At 70.3% G+C, this 19860-nt stretch carries 14 protein-coding genes; 3 read left to right on the top strand and 11 right to left on the bottom strand.

Translation table 11 applies throughout. The features are described 5' to 3' along the window. The first annotated feature begins 326 nt into the window (after window positions 1-326). Complete coding sequence (locus ACZ6QQ_RS23805; RefSeq protein WP_465879158.1) at window positions 327-3545, top strand: ThuA domain-containing protein; 3219 nt, start codon at window positions 327-329, stop codon at window positions 3543-3545. A 102-nt stretch (window positions 3546-3647) separates the two neighbouring features. Here the strand turns inward: ACZ6QQ_RS23805 and ACZ6QQ_RS23810 are convergent, their stop codons facing one another. The 4 genes from ACZ6QQ_RS23810 to ACZ6QQ_RS23825 all read right to left on the bottom strand — a co-directional run bounded on the left by ACZ6QQ_RS23810 (window position 3648) and on the right by ACZ6QQ_RS23825 (window position 7669). Continuing rightward, entirely contained in the window at window positions 3648-4334 is a 687-nt protein-coding gene (locus ACZ6QQ_RS23810; RefSeq protein ID WP_465879160.1) for an alpha/beta hydrolase, read from the bottom strand. Window positions 4335-4476: 142 nt separating this feature from the next. Beyond that, window positions 4477-5796 carry a nucleotide disphospho-sugar-binding domain-containing protein gene (locus ACZ6QQ_RS23815; protein ID WP_465879162.1) on the bottom strand — a complete coding sequence of 440 codons (1320 nt, stop codon included), beginning with the start codon at window positions 5794-5796 and terminating at the stop codon, window positions 4477-4479. A gap of 172 nt (window positions 5797-5968) precedes the next feature. Then, window positions 5969-6991, bottom strand: coding sequence for an alcohol dehydrogenase catalytic domain-containing protein (locus ACZ6QQ_RS23820; protein WP_465879164.1), 1023 nt, complete (start codon window positions 6989-6991; stop codon window positions 5969-5971). Window positions 6992-7039: 48 nt separating this feature from the next. Beyond that, window positions 7040-7669: a DUF2306 domain-containing protein gene (locus ACZ6QQ_RS23825; protein WP_465879167.1), complete on the bottom strand. Its 630-nt coding sequence runs from the start codon at window positions 7667-7669 to the stop codon at window positions 7040-7042. Window positions 7670-8556: 887 nt separating this feature from the next. Between ACZ6QQ_RS23825 and ACZ6QQ_RS23830 the strand changes: the two genes are divergently transcribed. Then, window positions 8557-10161 (top strand): GMC family oxidoreductase, encoded by a 1605-nt coding sequence (locus tag ACZ6QQ_RS23830; RefSeq protein WP_465879168.1) that lies wholly within the window; start codon window positions 8557-8559, stop codon window positions 10159-10161. A gap of 313 nt (window positions 10162-10474) precedes the next feature. On the opposite strand, the gene ACZ6QQ_RS23835 is transcribed toward ACZ6QQ_RS23830, so the two are convergent. The 5 genes from ACZ6QQ_RS23835 to ACZ6QQ_RS23855 form a co-directional block, all read right to left on the bottom strand. Beyond that, window positions 10475-12070 (bottom strand): MFS transporter, encoded by a 1596-nt coding sequence (locus tag ACZ6QQ_RS23835; protein ID WP_465879170.1) that lies wholly within the window; start codon window positions 12068-12070, stop codon window positions 10475-10477. Window positions 12071-12123: 53 nt separating this feature from the next. After that, a complete protein-coding gene (locus ACZ6QQ_RS23840; RefSeq protein ID WP_465879172.1) occupies window positions 12124-12297 on the bottom strand; it encodes a DUF899 family protein in 174 nt (57 codons plus the stop codon). A gap of 295 nt (window positions 12298-12592) precedes the next feature. Continuing rightward, entirely contained in the window at window positions 12593-13639 is a 1047-nt protein-coding gene (locus tag ACZ6QQ_RS23845) for a sigma-70 family RNA polymerase sigma factor (RefSeq protein ID WP_465879281.1), read from the bottom strand. 527 nt (window positions 13640-14166) lie between these two features. Further along, window positions 14167-15291: an XRE family transcriptional regulator gene (locus ACZ6QQ_RS23850; protein WP_465879173.1), complete on the bottom strand. Its 1125-nt coding sequence runs from the start codon at window positions 15289-15291 to the stop codon at window positions 14167-14169. Then, complete coding sequence (locus ACZ6QQ_RS23855; protein ID WP_465879174.1) at window positions 15288-15965, bottom strand: hypothetical protein; 678 nt, start codon at window positions 15963-15965, stop codon at window positions 15288-15290. Before ACZ6QQ_RS23855 ends, ACZ6QQ_RS23850 begins: the two co-directional genes overlap by 4 nt. A 140-nt stretch (window positions 15966-16105) precedes the next feature. Here ACZ6QQ_RS23855 and ACZ6QQ_RS23860 point away from each other — a divergent pair, with 140 nt between their 5' ends. Next, on the top strand, window positions 16106-17707 hold the full coding sequence (locus ACZ6QQ_RS23860; protein WP_465879282.1) for a protein kinase domain-containing protein: 1602 nt from the start codon (window positions 16106-16108) through the stop codon (window positions 17705-17707). 77 nt (window positions 17708-17784) lie between these two features. Here ACZ6QQ_RS23860 and ACZ6QQ_RS23865 read toward each other — a convergent pair whose 3' ends face one another. Together ACZ6QQ_RS23865 and ACZ6QQ_RS23870 are read right to left on the bottom strand one after the other, a co-directional pair. Continuing rightward, window positions 17785-19104: a hypothetical protein gene (locus tag ACZ6QQ_RS23865; RefSeq protein ID WP_465879175.1), complete on the bottom strand. Its 1320-nt coding sequence runs from the start codon at window positions 19102-19104 to the stop codon at window positions 17785-17787. Window positions 19105-19107: 3 nt separating this feature from the next. Next, window positions 19108-19662, bottom strand: coding sequence for a SigE family RNA polymerase sigma factor (locus tag ACZ6QQ_RS23870; RefSeq protein ID WP_465879178.1), 555 nt, complete (start codon window positions 19660-19662; stop codon window positions 19108-19110). Window positions 19663-19860: the final 198 nt, after the last annotated feature.

A 19860-nucleotide genomic window follows, 5' to 3' on the forward strand; every position in this document is an offset into this window, starting at 1 on the left:
CGGTGAGGGGCCGACCGGGTCGGCTGCGATGGCGGACCCGGACGAGCCGGGCCCCTGGAGCAGGTTCGACCGACCGTCGGCCGGGCCAGGCAAGCATGTACCGGCAACCGGCCCCGTGACTTCTTCCGCCGTGCCGTCCCCGGCGCGGTGGCACCCGGCGTGCCCGATCACCGCCGTCGATGTGGGTCGCCAGCTCGCGCCCGGGCGTCCGGGCCGTTCCCGTGGCCGGGCACGCTCCGGATTGATCGAGCACGATCGGATAAGACAACCCGGCCGCACGCCGCTAGACAGGGGAGCAACAGAAGATCGAGAGTAGGGAGTCGTTGGTGCGAGGGAGCAGCAGCAACCGCGGACATCCGTACGCCGGACCGCGCCGCCGCCTGGCGACGGCCGTGATGGCGCTGTGTCTGGCCGTTGGCGGCGTCGGCTACCAGCCGGCTCCCGCCTCGGCCGGCTCGGCTGCCTCGGCCGGCGCGGGGCGCACCGACAGGATCCTGGTGTTCCACCAGACCGGCCCCTACCTCCGCCACGCCTCCATCGAGTACGGCCTCGCCGCCATCCGGGAGATGGGTGAGCAGCACGGCTTCACGATGGAGGAGACCCAGGAGTCGGCCGCCTTCACCGATGCCAACCTGGCCCGGTTCGACGCGGTCATCTGGCTCAACGCGATCGGTGTGGTGCTGAACCGCGACCAGCAGGCGGCCTTCGAACGCTACGTGCGCGGCGGCGGCGGGTACGCCGGGGTGCACGGCCCCGGCGGTATGGAGACCAACTGGCCGTGGTTCTACAACGACCTGATGGGCAGCTTCTACGAGTCGCACCCGGCCCAGCCCGCCTATCCGGAGACCCAGCCGGCGCGCATCCGGGTCGAGGATCGCGGGCACCCGTCGACCCGGGCGCTGCCGGCGGAGTGGACGTTCGCCGAGGAGTGGTGGAACTTCTACCAGAGCCCCCGGCAGGACGTGCACGTGCTCGCCTCGCTGGACGAGTCCAGCTACGACCCGGGCACCGGCGCGATGGGGGATCACCCGGTCACCTGGTGTCGGGAGGTGGCCGGTGGCCGCTCCTGGTACACGAACCTGGGACACAGCATCGAGAGCTACGCCGACCAGGCGTTCCGGGGGCACCTGCTGGGCGGCATCACCTACGCGGCCGGCTGGGCGGCGGGCGACTGCTCGGGCCGGAACACCGACAGCGACAACGTCTTCGAGCAGGTCACCCTCGCCGAGGGTGGGGCGCTGACCGGTGAGGCGACCGCGCTGGCCGTGCTGCCGGATCGACGGGTGCTGCACGCCGCGCGTACCGGCGAGGTACGGCTGACCACCCCGGACGGAACCACCACCGTGGCCGGGAAGCTGCCGGTGTACGCCCACCGGGAAAGCGGCCTGTACGCGATCGCGCTCGACCCCGACTTCCGCACCAACCGGCAGGTGTACCTCTACTACGCACCGGCGTTGAACACCCCGGCGGGCGACGTGCCGGCGGACGCGAGCCCGTCGGTCCGGGCCCGCTACCAGGGCTACAACCAGCTCTCCCGGGTCACCCTGGGGCGCGACAACCGGCTGGACCTACGCGGTGAGCAGAGGATCCTGCGGATCCCGACCGAGCGTGGGCGCTGCTGCCACGCGGGCGGCGACATCGGCTTCGACCGGGCGGGCAACCTGCTGCTGTCGACCGGCGACGACACCGATCCCTCCGCCTCGGACGGGTTCACCCCGATCGACGAACGGCCTGGCCGCAGCCCGGTCTTCGACGCCCAGCGCACCTCGGGCAACACCAACGACCTGCGGGGCAAGCTGCTGCGGATCACCGTGGAGCCGGACGGCGGCTACCGGATCCCGGCTCACAACCTGTTCCCGGTCGGCACCCCGAAGACCCGGCCGGAGATCTACGCGATGGGCCTGCGCGACCCGTCCCGGTTCACCGTCGACCCGGCCACCGGCTGGATCCAGCTCGGCGACGCCGGCCCGGCGGCCGGTGCCGCCGATCCCGCCCGTGGTCCGGCCGGTCGGGCGGAGTTCAACCTGCTCAAGGGTCCGGCCAACCTGGGGTGGCCGTACTGCGTCGGGGCGAACCAGCCCTATCACGACCACGACTTCGCCAACGGTGCGTCCGGTAGCGAGTTCGACTGCGCGGCGCCGGTGAACACCAGCCCCCACAACACCGGGCTGACCGCCCTGCCGCCCGCACAGGGCGCGTGGATCAGCTACGACGGCGGCTCGGTCCCCGAGTTCACCACCGGCGGTTCGTCGCCCCCGTTCGGCAACGGCGGCGAGGCGCCGATGGGCGGCCCGACCTACCGCTTCGACCCGGGGTGGGCGTCACCGACCAAGTTCCCCCGCTCGTACGACGGGCGGACCTTCGCCTTCGACCGCGACCGGGCCTGGATCAAGGAGATCGGGGTCGGTCCGGACGGCCGACGGGGAGAGATCCTGCCGTTCGGCAACCAGTTGCGGCTCACCCGGCCGACGGACCTGGAGTTCGGTCCGGACGGCTCGCTCTACGTGCTGGACCGTGGGCGGTCCGGGACGGACTCGGCGCTCTACCGCATCGACTACGCGAAGGGCCGCCGGGCGCCACTGGCCACCGTGACCGTCGACCGGGACAGCGGGCCGGTGGGGCAGGTGGTGACGTTCCACTCCGCCGGCTCGTACGACCCGGACGGCGGCTTGTTGCGCTACTCCTGGGACTTCGACGGCGACGGGCGTACCGACCGGACCGGGGCCGGGCCGGTGACCTTCCGCTATCCGAGGCCGGGCAGTTACCAGGCGCGGCTCGTGGTGACCGACCCGACCGGACGTACCGGCAGGGCGCTGGTGGCGGTCACCGCCGGCAACACCCGTCCCACGGTGAGCCTGACCGCGCCGGTCGACGGCGGGCTGCTCGCCGTCGGCGACCGGGTGCCGTACCGGGTCTCGGTCGGCGATCCGGAGGACACCGGGGCGTGGTGCGACCGGGTCGTCGTCGAGTACCGGTTGGCCGACGGCCCGCCGGTGAGCCGGGCCACCGGCTGCGAAGGGGTGATCGACACCCCCCGGACACGAACTCCGGGTACGACCCACGGCGTGCTCACGGCCAGCTACACCGACCGGGGTGCCCCCGGTGCGCCTCGGCTCACCGGCACCGCCCGACACGTCCTGCAACCGACGACGCGCGAGGCCGAGTCCGTGGTGGAGGCGTTCGGGGTACGGGTCGTACCGCACGGCGCGGCCAGCGGCGGCGCGTACGTCGGCGACATCGATCCGGCGGACTGGATAAAGATCGACCCGGTGAACCTGCACGGCATCACCGGACTCGGGCTTCGGGTGTCGTCCACCGCGCCCGGCGGGAAGATCGTCGTCCAGAACCACGAGGTGGGCGGGCCGACACTGGCGACCGTGGACGTCCCCGACACCGGCGGTCCGGACGTCTTCGTCGACCTGCCGATCGCCGCGCTGACCGACACCGGCGGCACGGAGCCGCTGTACCTGGTCTTCACGGGCCCGAGTGGCGGGCTGTTCAACGTGGACAGCATCCGCTTCGACGGAACAGGTGTGGGCGGCTGACCAACCGTCAGAGGACGCCGGGCCGGCGGAACGCTCGCTGGCCCGGCGCCCCTTCCGGGATTGCCGACGCTCGTCGACCTCCGGCAGGGCTTCCTGGTCGTCCTATGTCTTCGACCGGAGCGCCTCAAGGCGGTCGGCCAGTTCCTTCGGGCGGCTCAGGGCGACCGGGTGGCCGCCGTCCATCTCGTCGGCGGTGATGCCGATGCGGTCCCTGACCAGCCGCCGGAGGAACTCGACCGGGAAGAAGTGGTCGTCGCGGCAGATCAGGGCCCGGGTCGGCACGTCGGGCCACGCGTCGAGCGGCCACGGCTTCCCGAACGGCGTACCGGACTGGTCCCGGGCGTTTTCGGCGGACGCCTCGACCAGCTCCGCCGACAGGTCGTTGAAAAAGATCAGGTTCGGGTCCTCGTCCTGCTCCGGCGTCCAGCCCCGCTGCTCGGCCTGCGCCTGCCGCGCCTGCGGGTAGCCGCTGCGGACCCACCACTCGCCGGGCGACTCGCCGGGCGTCGGCACCATGGGCGTCAGCAGCACCAGCAGGTCCGCCGGCACCCGGTCGCAGACCAGGGTGCCGGTGTACGCGCCGAAGGACTGGGCCACCACGACCAGGTCGGTACGATCACCGATCGTCGCGACGGTGACGTCGGCGTATTCGGCCAGCCCGGCCGAATCGTCGTCACAGGGCAGATCGACCACCAGCACGTCGTGGCCCCGGTCCCGCAGCTCGGCCGCCAGTAGCTGCCAGTACCACGGGCCGTTGCCGGCCGGCGGAATCAACACGTACGTCGCCATGGTCAGCGATCCTCCGGGGTCGACGAACGGTCGGGAACCACGCCCAGCCGACCATGCTACCCAATCGCTATACCGAAATGCCCCGGGAACGCCACGGGAAAGGTGACCCGAGGCGCCCCGGAGGCATTCGATCAGCGACGGGTCAGGCGCGGTTGCGGTGGTGCGCCGTCAACCGCTCCAGGATCGGAATGATGTCGTGGGAGTTCGGCGACGAAAGCCACTCCTGGTGCACCCGGGCCGCGCCCTCCCGGTACGAGGGGTCCTCCAGTACCTGGATGAGTTGCTTACGCATGTCGTCCACCGACTGGGTGGATCGGTCGAGGGCCACACCGGCACCACGGGAGGCCATGTACGGACCGGTCACCGGCGACTCGATGCCCCACATCTCCACCGGGATGATCTGGGGCACCTGGAACGGAATGGCCGACGCCCAGGTACCGAGGCCGCCGTGGTGGATGAATGCCGAACAGGTGGGCAGCAGCAGGTCGAGCGGGATGTATTCGACGATGCGCACGTTGTCCGGAATCCGGGGAACGCCCTGGAGCTGCGTCTCGTTCAACGTCGCCACCAACTCGACATCCATGTCGGCCACCATGTCGAACATCTGCGTGACCAGGGAGCGGACCGCCGCTTCGAGTTCCTCGACGCCCTTACCGAACTCGCGCATCGAGGCGCCCAGGCAGAAGGCGACACGCGGACGGGTGGGCTTGTCGTACAACCACTCCGGCAGCACGGCCGTACCGTTGTAGGGCTCCCACCGCAGCGACACCGACGACCGGGTGGTCGGCAGGCGCATCCCGGCCGGGGTCGGGTCGATCGTCCACTGCCCGAAGCGGAGCTCGTCGTCGACCTCGAACCCGTACGGCTCGGCCACCGGTCGCACGTACCCGGTCAACGGGTCCTCGCCCAGCGTGGAGCCGGGCAGTTGGCGGGCCTTCTGCCAGCGGTCGTAGCTGGCGGCGAACATGTCGTGACCCCACAACAGGCGGGCGTGTGCCGCGCCGCTGGCCCGCGCCGCCACCGCGGCCGAGGGCCAGCAGGGCTCCCAGATGATCAGGTCGGGCTGCCAGCCGCGGGCCAGCCGGACGAGGTTGTCCACCCCGGAGTCCTGCACGGCGGTCGCTTCGTCGGCGGGGTGGAAGTTCCAGATGCACGGCAGCATCCACATCCGGAAGAAGTCCCAGGCGTACGCCTCGTCCGGATTGTCGATGGCCAGTTGGTCCGCCAGGTCACCGTACTGCTCCGCCGACAGCGCCCTGAGTTCCGCGCTGCCCGCGCCGACCGTCTCGGGTAGGTCGTCGCCGAGCGACACCGCCGTCAGGCCGGCTTCGGTGATGTTCTTCGCGACCGCCGGACCGGACACGATACAGACCTCGTGTCCAGCGGCCTTGAAGGCCCAGGCGAGCGCCACCGATGGATAGAGGTGCGCAATGGCGGGCCAGACGGCGAACATGACTCGCATGTGGTTTCTCTCCTTATGCGACATGGCTTTGGTAGGACCAGGTCGGCGCGACGCGGCCCCGAAAATGTGCGGCGTGGTGGCATCGCCGGGCGCCGCACCACCCTACTTTATATCGATGATCCTCGTTGCATAACACGTTTCGCCGAGCCACGTCGACCCGGCTCGTTCGACATCACCAGGTGACCACGGCCCGAAAACGCACCTCGCCGTTTGCCACCCGTTCGAGCGCATCCGGAATCTGCTCCTTGGCGTAGGTCTCGACCACCGGTGTGCACCGGCCCCGGGCGACCAATTGCAGCGCCTCGGTGAGGTAGCTCAACCCGCTGTGGGTGGCACCCATGATGCGGTGCCGCTGCGAGAAGAACGGCTTCATGCGATCCGGCGCGAGATTGAATCCGCCGGAGGAGTCCAGGCCCACCAGCACGAGCCGACCGTCGAGCCGCAGACCGTGCAGACTGTCCGCGGCGGCCTCAAAGGAGCCGCTGGTGTCCAGGATGACGTCGGCGCCCCCCACGTCGCGCAGTTCCTCACCGCTGCTCACGACGATGTCGGCACCGAACTGCTTGGCGGCCTCGTGCTTGTCCGGCGAGCCGGTGATGGCGATGGTCTCGTACCCGCTGGCGTGGGCGAACTGCACCGCGAGATGTCCCAGCGCGCCGATGCCCAGCACGGCGATCCGCTCGTGCGGCTTCGGTTCGCTCTGGCGCAGCGCACTCCAACTGGTGTAACCCGCGCACATGATCGGCGCGGCGAGCTCGTACGCGAGTCCTTCGGGCAGCAGCACCGTGGCGGCGGCGGCGGCGACCAGGTACTCGGCGTGCCCGCCGGCAACACTGAACCCCGTCGTACGGGGAGCGGCGCAGTTCATCGCCGCCTGCCCCGAGACCGGCAGGTTGAGCCGGCAGTAGTCGCAGCGACCGCAGGTGGCCTGCACCCAGGTGGTGCCGACCCGGTCGCCGACCGCCCGGGAGGTGACCCCGGCGCCGACCTCGACGATCTCACCGACCGGCTCGTGGCCGGTCACCGCCGGGGTGATCGCCGGGAAGGGGATGACGCCACGGGTGGCCAGCACGTCGTTGACGCAGATACCCGAGGCGCGCACCCGGATCAGCACATCTCCTGGACCCGGTCGGGGAGTCGGGATCTCCTGGATCTCCCACCTGGCGTTGACCTCCGGGACGACCGCTGCCTGCATGTTTCCACCACTTTCGTTGTGTGCTTGTCTGGCCGTACTCTGACGTCGCTAGCGGGTTGGCGAGCTCACCCGGATCGGTGCCGCCGACCTCTTGTTCCGGCGGGCGGTCCACTCCAGCCACCACTGGGCAGCGAGCAGATTGAGCAGGACTCCGATCCAACTCGCCGTTTCGAGCAGCAGAGGCATCGATGACTGATCGAAGCCGGGCAGGTGTGGAATGGTCAGCACCATGACCCGGCCCTCGATGATCTGCATGCACAGGGCGAAGCTGTAGATCATGAAACGGCGGTGCGACTGGTACCGGCGCAGGCGGGCCATCCGCCAGCCGTAGACGCTGGCCGCGAGCCAGAGCAGCCCGCCGATCGCGTTACCCGCCGGCCCGGCCGCGAACGGCGTGATCACCAACGCCAGCAGCGCGGACGGGATCACGCCCACGAAGACGTAGGCCCGGCCCATGTAGCGGTGCGCCACCGGGAAACGCTGCCGGAAGCGGGGCCACAACTGGAACGGCACCGTCGCCATCGCCACCACACCGAACAGGACGTGCGCGACCAGGACGCCGTAGTGCCACGAGACGTCGTCGCGCAGATTCACCCGAGCCAGACTGGGATCGAAGGTCAGGTACGGCGGGACGAACAGCACGATGAACAGGTACGCGATCACCGCGGCGGGCAGCACCCAGGGACGGCGCCACCAGGACCGCGGACGTGTGGAAGGTGAACCACCCTTGCCGGCCGTCGCCGGCTCCGTCGGCCGAGGTTCGGATTCCCTCGTCGAAACATCGATCCCCGATGGCTGCGTCACGGTTTTTCCCCCGTTCGTCTGAGGTACTTCAGCCACAACGAAGAATCTCCGCCGATGATCTTCGTATGATCAACTCCTACTTCCGCCGTGCGTGACCCTGCCGAGGTCACCCGGACGGCCCACCAAGAATGACAAATTGGGCGAGCCAGCGCTCCTTCGATCGTGCTCAATTTATGGACGTCCGAGTGGTACCGGGCAGCGGATCCCGCCGGCAACGGGCGCGCGCGCGTGGGGAGCCGATGCCGGGTCCACCGCCACCGTCGGCGCGGACCCGGCTGAGCCGAGTGAGGCTGAGCAGCAGGCGGAAATTCCCGCCACGGCTCGCCGGCTCACGGAATCGAAACGTCAACGCCGCAAGCGGAGAGATGCGGATGCATCCCGAATCGAAAGACGATGGCAACGTCGGGCCCGACGGGCCTGGGTCGGCCCGCTTTCCGCGAGCCGGTCCCACACAGCTACCCGGCGTCAGCCCACGACTTGCGTCTACTCCACGGAGGAATCGCATGCCCACTGTCCCAGCCACCGTCACCGAACGCGAGGCCACCCGGACGCCTGATTCTGCCCGGCGACAGGTTGCATAAGGGCCGTTAGGAAATTCGCGCACATTCATGCCGCCGTTTCGGCGGAACCTTTCCAGAGCAGTTCCCGAGGGCGTACGGAGATGGCGATCCATCACGTCCGCCGAGGGTCCGTCGTGGCGTCAACCACATCACCCAAACCCGCCGGCTCATCCCTGCGGAGCTCGACTAGTGGAGGAGCACATGTACGACTATGTGATCGTCGGCGCCGGGTCGGCCGGATGTGTACTCGCGGCACGGCTGAGCGAGGACCCCGGGGTGACGGTGTGCCTGGTGGAAGCGGGCCCGAAGGACAGCTCGCCGAACATCCACGTACCGGCCGCGTTCGGCAAACTGTTCCGTACGGAACTCGACTGGGACTACGACACCCACGAAGAGCCGTTCCTGGACCGCCGCCGTATCTACCTGCCCCGGGGTCGGGTGCTGGGCGGATCGAGTTCGATCAACACGATGATCTACGTACGCGGCAACCGGCTCGACTTCGACGAGTGGAACCAGCCGGGGTGGGGCTTCGACGACCTGCTGCCCTACTTCAAGCGCTCCGAGGACAACGACCGTGGTGAGTCCGCGTACCACGCGGTCGGCGGGCCGCTCGCGGTGTCCGACGGTCGATCGAACAACCCGATGGCGGCGGCCTTCGTCGACGCCGCCAGCCAGGCCGGACACGCCGTCAACCCGGACTTCAACGGGTCCGAACAGGACGGTTTCGGGTTCTTCCAGGTGACCCAGCGCGACGGCAGGCGGGAGAGTTCGTCGACCGCGTACCTGCACCCCGCGCTACACCGGCCGAACCTCACCGTGGAGTCGGACCTCCAGGTGCACCGGGTTCTCATCACCAAGGGCCGCGCGACCGGTGTGGTCGGCCGCCGGCTGGGCGAGGAGATCACGATCGAGGCGCGGCGGGAGGTCATCCTGGCCGGGGGTGCGTACAACTCGCCGCAGCTACTGATGCTCTCCGGTGTCGGTCCCGCGGGCCTACTGAGCGCACTGGGCATTCCGGTCAACCTGGATCAGCCGCTGGTCGGCCAGAACCTGCACGACCACACCTTCGTGCCGCTCGTCTTCACCCACCCGCATCCGATCAGCCTGCTGGCCGCTGCCGAGCCGGCCAACGTTGCCCGGTTCGCGGCCGAGGGGCGGGGGCCGCTGACCTCGAACGGCCCCGAGGCCGGTGGCTTCGTCCGGACCAGAGCCGACCTTCCCGCCCCGGACGTGGAATATCTCGCGGCGCCGGTCATGTTCGTCGACGGCGGTCTGGGCACCCCCACCCATCACGCCTTCTCCTTCGGTCCGTCCGTGCTCACCCCGCTCAGTCAGGGCAGCGTGATGCTCGCCTCCGACGATCCGACGACCAAGCCGAAGATCGTGCACAACTACTTCGCCGAGGAGGCGGACGTGCAGGCCGCGATCGCGGGTATCCGGATCGGCCTGGAGATCGCCCGCCAGAAGGCGTTGGAGTCCTACACCGAGGCGTCGTACCGGCCGCCGGCCTCCGAGTCCGACGCCGACCTGCGCACCTACATCCGTCGGTACGCCCACTCGATCTACCACGCGGTCGGCACCTGTGCGATCGGCTCCGTGGTCAACACCGACCTTCAGGTCGAGGGGATCGACGGGCTTCGGGTGGTCGACGCGTCGGTCATCCCCAGGGGAATCCGGGGTAACCCGAACGCCGCGGTCATCGCGATCGCAGAGAAGGCGGCCGACCTGATCAGCGGCGCCACGCCACTGCCCGCGGCGAACGCGGCGCTCGCCGGTCAGCCCGCCGCCGCGAGCCGGGCCGGGTAACGCCGGTCAGCTCGCAATCGACGCGACGAGCGGGGAAACCGGCTCGCCGTACCTGCGGTGACCAGCTCATACAACGAGGGCCCGGCCGCGACGAACATCCGTCGCAGCCGGGCCCTCGTTGCCGGTCGGCCCGTGGCTCCCGGACGCCGTACCCTGCCATCCCGGCACCAGGACAGGGGTTGGGGCGCACCGGCGGGCACCGGGAACGCACCGACATCGCACGGAGCCCGGATCGGCCGCCGTGCCGCCGGGAGGCCGGCTGGAAAAATCGGCCTCCCGGCAGCGCGACGAATCCGGGTTCAGCACCGGCCGGTCAGCCGCCGACCTGAACCGCCGGCGCGTCGGCGTCCGCCTCTTCGGCGGGCTGCTCCGCACCGGTCGGCGGCGCGTGCCGCAGGGTGGTGATCGCGATCACGGCCAGGCAGACGAGCAGGATGGCGCTGACGATCGCGACGGCGTGCAGACCGCTGGTGAACGCGGCACGAGCGCTTTCGAGCACCTCGGCACCGACCGCGCCGGGAAGCTGCTCGGCCACGGCGACGGCACCGACGATGCTCTCCTCCGCGCTGCGCGTCGCCTCTTCCCCGGCCGCGCTCGGCAGGGTGCCGGTCAGCACGTTGCCGTACACGGCGGTGGCGATGCTGCCCATCACCGCGAAGCCGAGGGCCATGCCGAGCTCACCGCTGGTCTCGGAGATGGAGGCGGCGGAACCGGCCTTCTCCGGCGGTGCGTTCCTGAGCACGAGTTCGGTGCTCAGCGCGGCCTGCGGCCCGCTGCCGGCGCTGCTGATGACGACGCCGATGATCAGGAGGAGCACTCCGCCGCCACTGTCCACCTGGGTCAGCAGCAGGTACCCGACGGCCGCGATGAACAGACCGCCCGCGACCACGTAGGCCGGGCGGACCGTACGGGCGATCGCTGGCGCGATCATCGCGGTGGCCACCAGGGCGATGCCGGAGGGCAGCATCAGCAGACCGGCCCGCAACGGGTTGAGGCCCTCGACCATCTGCAGGTAGAGGTTGACGACCAGGATCGTTCCGCCACCGATGGCGGCGCCGAACAGCGCGATCACCAGGGCTCCGCTGAACGACTTGTTCCCGAACAGGCTCAGGTCCATCAGCGGCTCGGCCAGCCGGCGCTGCCGGAGCGCGAACAGCGCACCGAGGGCCAGGCCGACCACGACGACCGCCACCGGGATCGGCTGCCAACCATCCTTGGCGAGCTCCTTGATGCCGTACACGATGGCCAGGAGCGTGCCCAGGGACAGCGCCACGCTGAGCAGGTCGATCCGGCCGGTCGCGCTTTCGTCGCGGAATTCCGGCAGCAGCACCGGACCCGCGACCAGCAGCAGCACCATCACCGGAACCGCCAGCAGGAACACCGCGCCCCACCAGAAGACCTCCAGGATCGCTCCGCCGATCAGGGGACCGATCGCCATACCGCCCATGAAGCAGGCCACCCAGACCCCGATGGCCGCTCCCCGCTGCGCGGGATCGTGGAACATGTTGCTGATCAGTGCCAGGGTGGACGGCATCAGGGTCGCGCCGGCGATGCCCATCAGCGCCCGGGTCACGATCAGCATCTCGGGCGAGGTCGAGAGCGAGGCCGCCACCGAGGCGACGGTGAACAGCGCCGCGCCGATCAGCAGCAGTTTGCGCCGGCCGATCCGGTCGCCGAGACTACCCATCGTGATCAGGAAGCCGGCAATCATGAAGCCGTAGATGTCGATGATCCACAACTGCTGGATGCTGCCGGCGCCGAGGTCGGCGCTCAGATGGGGAAGCGCCAGGTGCAACACGCTGAGATCCAGTGACAGCAGCAGCGTGGGCAGGGCCAGCACCGCCAGACCCAGCCACTCCCGTCGGCCGGCCTTGGGGCCGGCTTCCGGAGTTGCCGTATTCGCGTCCATGGAAGACCTTTCTGTGGTGATCGAGCAAGTGAGTACGGGGGCGCGAGCGGGTGTTACTCTTCGTAACGGTCGTGATGGTTGTAGATGGTGATGAGCTGCCTGCGGCCGTCGAACAGACCGAGCAGGTCCGTCCGACCGTTCGGCCCCACGAAGACGTACTCCTTGTCGCCCTTGACCATTGGCAGTTCACGTCGAGGGGCACCAGCGCGTCCGTGTTCCTCCCCCACCCACGGGGATTGCTAGAAACGGGCATAAGCTGACGAAATCCCACTGCATGGTTGAGCATGTGGTGCTATCCCATCCCGCACCATCTCCCTCGGGCGTCGTTCTGACGTGGCCCTACTTGAGACGGTCATGGTCGGAAAAACTCATCGCTGCGATGGAAAGACGATCGGGAAACGGATCGGCGGGATCGACAAACGGGCACACAAAGCCGCGTGACCAGCGGTTTCGCTGGTCACGACCGGGCTGGGCGCGGGTGGATCGGACGGTCCCCATGGGACACCGCCCGACCGCTGTCCGTCAGGCTGTCAGCGGCAGCCCGAAGGCGGGGAAGACCTGCGGTTGGAAAGTGGTGATCTCCGTTACCACACCGCCCTCGATCCGCAGCACTTCGAGGCCCAGTGCCCGGTACGTCGACTCCCCCGGCCCGCGTACGTAGGAGGCGGCTGCCGGTTGCCGGTTGGCCCGGGTGAACACGTGCCGCCAGCCCGGCCACGCCCCGGGACCGACCATCGCCGGAGCCCAGCTCGCGATGATGGCCGACCGCCCCTCGAACCAGGCCGGCGTGGGCGGCATCGTGAAGCGGGCATCCTCCCGCAGCAGCGCCGCCAGCCCCACCAGGTCGGCCCGCTCGGTCGCCTCGACGTAACGCTGCAACACCGCTCGTTCCTCGTCGCTCGGATCGGTGGACGACGACCACTCGATCCGTCGCTCGGGCAGGTGGAGCTTCAGCGTGGCCCGAGCCCGTTGCAGTGCGCTGTTGACCGCCGCGACGGTGCCGTCCAGCAACGCCGCGGTGTCGTTGGCCGACCAGCCGAGCACGTCCCGCATGATCAGCACCGCCCGCTGCTTGGGCGGCAGATGCTGGATGGCGGCGAGGAAGGCCAGCTCTATCGTCTCCTTGGCGACGACCGCCGCGTCCGGTTGGACCTCGGACGGGGCGACCGGTTCGAGCAACCGATCCGGGTACGGCTGCAACCAGGGCACCTCGACCTGCGGCAACGGCAGTCGGTCCGCACCCGCGTGGCCGCCACCGAGCGGGGCGAACGACCGGCGCGGCTGGCGCGGGTGGCGGTCGAGGAAGTCCAGGCAGGCGTTGGTGGCGATCCGGTACAGCCAGGCCCGGAAGGTGGATCGCCCCTGGAAGCTCTCCCGCCTGCGCCAGGCGCGCAGGAACGTCTCCTGGACCAGGTCCTCCGAGTCGTCGAACGAACCGAGCATGCGGTAGCAGTGCACCTGCAACTCGCGCCGGTAGCGCTCACTGAGATCGGTGAACGCCAGTTCGTCGCCCATCCGTACGGCGTCAACGACGGTGCTCTGCTCGGACCTGCTCGTGTCCGCTCCGATGCCGCTCACGAAACGCCCTCCATCGCTTGACAGGTGCCTGCCGGTTTCCGGGCCGCCGACCAAAGCGCCCGCCCGGATGTGATCCGGCACGGGCAGAGAACGTGGGTAACACAATGACCGCCGTTTATGGTCGATCGCCGCTGCCGGTGGTATCACCCGACGGGCACCAGCCTATCGCAGGGTGGGCACGGGTGGACCGATGAACGCGGCGCCACTCGGCGCGTCTGCTGCCGAGGATGGTGCCGACGAGCCGAGACCGCATCCCGAGAGATGCGGTTCGGACCGTCTACCGGACAATGTGGCGGGAGGACTGCCGGACACCGGGCGTAACCCGCCCCCGCACGACACCCCGATTTCACCGTCGCAAAGGGTTCATGTCGGCATTCGTTCCCTTCAGGGTGTCTACCAATGACCTCGGTCGACCTGTTCGACAGGGGCTTCCGTCGAACCCCCGATCTGGTGACGGGTTATTCCGCCGGTGCACGAATCGCGGGCCACGGGGCATGACCGGTTCACCTCCGCACGGATCACGGATTCGGGACGTCGGGGCTCAGCCGCAGGGCGGGGAGACGTTCGGTGCCGGCGTCGATGACGGCGTGGGTGAGCGACGGAGGTAGCCCCGTCTGTCTGGCGAGGCTGCCGGTGGACACCCGTTGCCGGTCGAGGATTTCGACGGCCCTGCCGAGCAGCGACGGCTGTTCACGGGGGCCGAGGTCGCCGGGCTCCGGATAGCCCCACTGGGCGAGCAGGCTCATCCCCCGCCGGTAGGTGTGGTCGCGGTAGATGCCGAGCTCGTGTCCCCGGTAGATCAACGCTTTCAGGCTGATTCCCCACCGGCGCTTCAGCTCGTGCAGCCGGTCGAAGTCGAGCCGCGCCGGCAGCTCGGCCCGCAACACCGCGCCGGGAGCGAGGAACTCGGACGCGAACGCGGTGGCCTCCCGCTCCAGCAGCTGGCTGCCCGGCTCGGCGTCGTGGTGCATCAGCAGGTGGCCGAGTTCGTGCGCGGCGTCCATCCGGGAGCGGGCCTTGTCGTCCTTGTCCGGGTTGAGGAACACGAACGGACGCTGCCCGTACCAGTGGGAGAAGGCGTCGACCCGTTCGGAGACGTCGGGCAGGGCCAGCACGATCACCCCGTACGACTCCAGCAGTCGCACCGTGTGCGCCACCGGCGCCGCCCCGAGGCCGAATGCCGCACGCGCCGCCGCGGCTGCGTCCCGTACGCCGTCCGGGCCGGCCGGCTCGGCCAGGTCCAGGTGCGGCAACCGCAACTCGGGCAGCAGCAGGTGCCGCTCGACCACCTCGACCACCCGCCAGGCGATCTCGCCGAACGCCTCCGCCTGATCCCGCTCGGCCTGGGTGGCCGTACGGAGGCTGCGGAAATGCGCGTGCCCCGGGGTGACCGGGGCGGGGAACCCGGCGGCGAAGAACTCGACCGGCATCGACAGCGCCAACGCCAGCCGGGCCAGCACCGCCGCCGACGGACGGGCCTGCGCCAGCTCGTACTGGCTGACCGCGGCCGCGGTCACGCCGACCTGCCGGGCGAGTTCGTTCTTGCGCATGCGCCGCCACCGACGGGCGAGCGCCAGGGCGTGGGGCTCGAAACCTGCGGCGGCGGCAGCAGCCGGAACCGGCGGTCGTAGTGCCCTCGTCACGCCGACCGGCCGGACACCCGGCCAGGCCGCAGGGCGAGCAGGTCAAGCTCGGGGATCGGCAGTTCGTCATGCCGCGACTGCGGCACCACGACGCGGCCGTCGGCGACCGGCAACGGCGTACCGACCACGGCCGAGGCGCCCAGCCACGGGGTGACCTCGAACCACGGCGAGCCACCGTCGCGGTTGTCCCTCGGCAGCCCGATGTACGCCACCGCCTCACCGGTGGCGACGTCCCCGGTGTGCGCGATCCGTACGTGCCGCTTCGGTGGCACCACGCCCGCGAACACCTCCGGGAACTGGCCCTCGTCGTCGAACGCCAGCTGCCGGTCGCGGCTGTTCTCCACCGCACCGCCCAGCCGCGCCTCGCTACCCTCCCAGCGGATCGACTCGATCCCGCCCTGCAACGAGTACAGCCGCACCACGTAACCCGCGCACAGGATCTCCAGCGAGTTGTCGTCGAGTCGGGCCCGAACCCCGTCGACACCGTTGAACTCGGCCTGACCGAGATGCACCAGGTTGCGCCACACCGTGGTTCCGAAACTCATCGCGTCGTCGCCGAGCTCCGGCTCGTGCCGATCAGCGGCCCGCCGGTACACCTGCTGGATCAGCCGACCCAGCCGGTCCAGCACCCCGCGCTCGTCCAGCACCGCCACCGCGTCACCCAGCAAGCTCATCCCGAAAACCTAGCCGATCCGGCAGTTGATATTGCGAAAATCAAGCGGGCAACACGCCACGGGGCACCGGTACGCTTCGCGACCGTCCACCTTGTCCGGGAGACCGCGCGATTGTGCCCTGCGAGCGGGCTGCCGGTTCGATGTGTCAAGGTGGGCGCGTGGCCGGGCGTGTAATAGGTGATCGTTATGAACTGCAAACGATGCTGGGCCGGGGCGGGATGGCGGTGGTCTGGCGCGGCGTCGATCTACGGTTGGGCAGGTCAGTGGCGGTGAAGCTACTGAATCCGGCCGGCATTGCCGACCCGAGCATGCTCGAACGGTTCGACCGTGAGGCGCGTACGGCAGCCCGGCTGACCCACCCCAACATCGTGGCCGTACACGACGTCGGCAGCGACGGTGACGAGCCGTACCTGGTGATGGAGTTGGTCGACGGGCCCAACCTCGCGACCATGCTCGCCGACGGCCCGCTCGGGCTCGACCGGGCCCTGGAGATCGCCGGGCAGGTCTGCGGCGCGCTCGCCACGGCACACGCCGCCGGGGTGGTGCATCGCGACATCAAGCCGGCGAACATCCTGCTCGACCCGACCGGTGCGGTGAAGGTGTGCGACTTCGGCATCGCCCGCCTGCTGCACGGCGGCCAGGCGACGTTGACCGCGCCGGCCACCACGGTCGGCACCAGCCACTACATGGCGCCGGAGCAGGCCGCCGGCAATCCGGTGGACGCGCGCACCGACCTGTACGCGCTGGGCTGCCTGCTGTACGCGATGCTCACCGGTCAGCCACCGTTCACCGGGGACAACCCGCTCCAGGTGTTGTGGCAGCACCTGCACGACCCCGTACCTCCCCTGTCGTCCGTGCGTCCCGGGGTTCCGGCCGGCCTCGATCGCCTGGTCGGTCAGCTGTTGGCCAAGGATCCCGCCGACCGGCCGGTCACCGCCACCGACGTACGCCACCGCCTGGCCGCCCTGCCCCCCGTCGAGCTTCCCGCCGCCGCTCCCAGCACGTCCGGCCACCACTCTCCCGGCCAGCCGTCGGACGGACAGCGGTCGGCCGACGAGCAGCAGACGGTGGTGGTCGGCGGCGTTGCCGCCCCGCCGTCCGCGCCCGGTCCGACCGGCCCGGTACGCGCCGCCGCCTCGGTCGCGGACCGGACCCGCACGCTGCCCGCTCTCGACGAGGGGCAGGTCACCGACCGGCACGGTGCGGGAGCCGGTTCCCGGCGACTGCGGGCGGCGACCCTCGGCGCGTTCCTGCTCGCCGCCGTCGTGATCGGCGTCCTGCTCACCACTCGTTTCAACGCGGACGACGGTCCGGCGGGCGACGCCGCGCTCCCCGGCACGTCAGCCGGTGTACCCGCACCCACGACCGTCCCGACCACCGCTGCCGCCAACCCGGCCAACAACCCCTCCGCCCGTTCCGCCGCCGCTTCCAGCACCGGTTCCGCCAGCCGCGGGGCGGGCATCGTGACCGCGCGTCTGCTCGCCGTGCAGACGACGCTCGATCTTCAGGTGCGGGCCGGAGGGGTGGAGGCCGACGTGGCCGAGGACCTGCAGGACAAGCTCGACGACGCCGCGCAGAAGCTCAACGAGGGCGAGCCGAGGGAAGCCGCGAAACGGGTCGCCGACGTCCGCGACAAGCTGGTCGACCTGCGTGAGGACGGCAAGATTCCGGCCGGGGCGTACGACGAGCTGCGGACACTGCTGGACCGTCTTGCCGAGAGCCTGCCGTCCGGCAGGAACTGACCGGGGCGGCAGCGGGGCAGCGAGTCGCCGATCCCCGTACCCGGTGAAGGCGGCACGGGGATCGGCGGCGACGTCGGTCAGCGGCATTTCCAGACCACGGCCTGGATGACGTTGTCGGCGTCCTCGCTCTGTCCGGTGATCGTCCGCCCGTCGTCGCTCACCGTCAGCACACGGTCCCCGGACATCAGCTCGTGCGGCTCCACGAAGGGCAGCTCCACCATCATGGTGTCGGTTATCAGCGCCAGGCGCCCGTCCGGCAGGGTGCCGCCGACCCAACCCGAGCGGTTGCCGTCCTCCGGAGCGAACGATCCGGTCGGGAAGTCGACGAACTCGTTCGTCGGCAGGTGGTAGCGGGCGGCGGTCATCTTCAGGTCACCGGCGTCGTCGTACCTGACCGCGGTCCCGGTGATCCAGCCGTTGCGGATGCTGTTCGGCCGGAACTCGTCCACCGGCTGGCCCGCCACGGTCGGCTTGGGCAGCTCCCGCATCGACCCGTCGGGGAGCCACAGGTAGCCCACCGCCCGGAACCCACCCGACCTGGTCGGCGACTTCGCCCGAGCCGGATCGTCGGTGGCGCCCGGCGCGAGCTGCCCGCCGTCGCGTCGACCCGCACTCAGCAGGCCGACCATGGTCCCGTCCTCGTCGATGCCGGTGACCTGGCCGGTCCAGTCGGCGCCGGGCAGCGGCAGGTCGACCGGCTGGGCCGACGCGCTGGGCCAACGAATCGGTTTCGAGTCGCCCGCGTCGTCCCGGGTCCCGACGATCTGCCCGGCATCGTTGATCGCCCGCGCCCCCGAGGTGCCCTTCGCGGGCAGCGGGCTGACCTTCCCGTCCCGGTAGACGTACGCGTGCTGGCCGTCGTCGAGCCAGCCCGAGCCGACGGCGACGCCAGCGGTGTTGATGTCGGTCAGGGACTGGTCGGCGCCGGGTAGGACGATCTGGTGCGGTACCCCGTTGTCCCAGATCAGGATCGGGTAACTGGCCCGCCGCTCCTTCGGGTAGGTCCGGCCGGCGATGAACCGTCCGGTCGGGTCGGCGCCGGTGACCAGGCTCATCGGCTCCTTGTTCGGCAACGGCAGCCGTTCGACGAAGCAGCCGGTCGGTGGCGCGGGCGGTGCCGGCCGGGCGGCGGCTGTGGGGGTGGCCGAGGCGGCCACGTCGGCCGCCTGGTTCTTCGGTACGGACGGCTCCGGCCGCAGCGCGGTCAGCGCGACCGGCACGGTTGCCACCATGGCCGCCACCAGTACGACCGCACTCCCTCCGCCGAGCACGCGCCGGGTCCGGCGGCGGCGTCCCCCCTCGACGATCGCCCTGCCGAGGTCCACCCGACTCGGGGTGGACGGCTCGTCGTCGAGCCGACGCAGCAGGGCAATCGCGTACTCGTCTTCGTTCTCCATCTCTCATCCTTCCCGTGTCATGCCGACGGCCGCCGGTGTCGGACGGTCGACAACCGTTGTCGCTGCGACGAGGTCCCGGTCGCCGAGCAGCCGGCGCAGTGCCTTCAGCCCGTGCGAGGTCTGGCTCTTGACCGTGCCGGGGGAGCAGCCGAGCGCCTCGGCCACCTCGTTGACCGGCAGGTCGTGCAGGTAGCGCAGGACCAGGACGGCCCGCTGCCGGGGCGGTACCCGGGCCAGCGCGGCGTGCAGGACGGTCCGGTCCTCGGTGGGTTGGTCGGTGCTGCGGCGTACGTCGGGCGGGTCGCCGAAGAGGCGGACCTTCCACCACCCCTTGCGCTGGCTGTCCAGGAAGGCGCGGACGAGGATCACCCGTACGAGTGCGTCGAGCGAGTCGGCCCGCGAGGACTTCGCCCAGCTCACGTAGAGCTTGGTGACCGCCTCCTGGACCAGGTCGTCGGCCTGGTGCTCGTCCCCGCAGAGCGAGTACGCCATCCGGCGCAGTACGGGCAGCCGGGCGGTGACGTACTCGATGTATTCGCGTTCCGATCCTTCGCGCATCCGGCGACTACCTCCCTGGGATCCCCTCTACTGACGGGCGCCACCGGGATTCGGTTGTACGGGACCGGCCGGATCCACCGGCGGCTGACAACTGGAGACGGCAGCGGGGGGGGGGGGGGGGGGGGGGGGGGGGGGGGGGGGGGGGGGGGGGGGGGGGGGGGGGGGGGGGGGGGGGGTGGGGGGGGGGGGAGGGGAGGT

This window comes from Micromonospora sp. NPDC049529 (assembly GCF_055586685.1).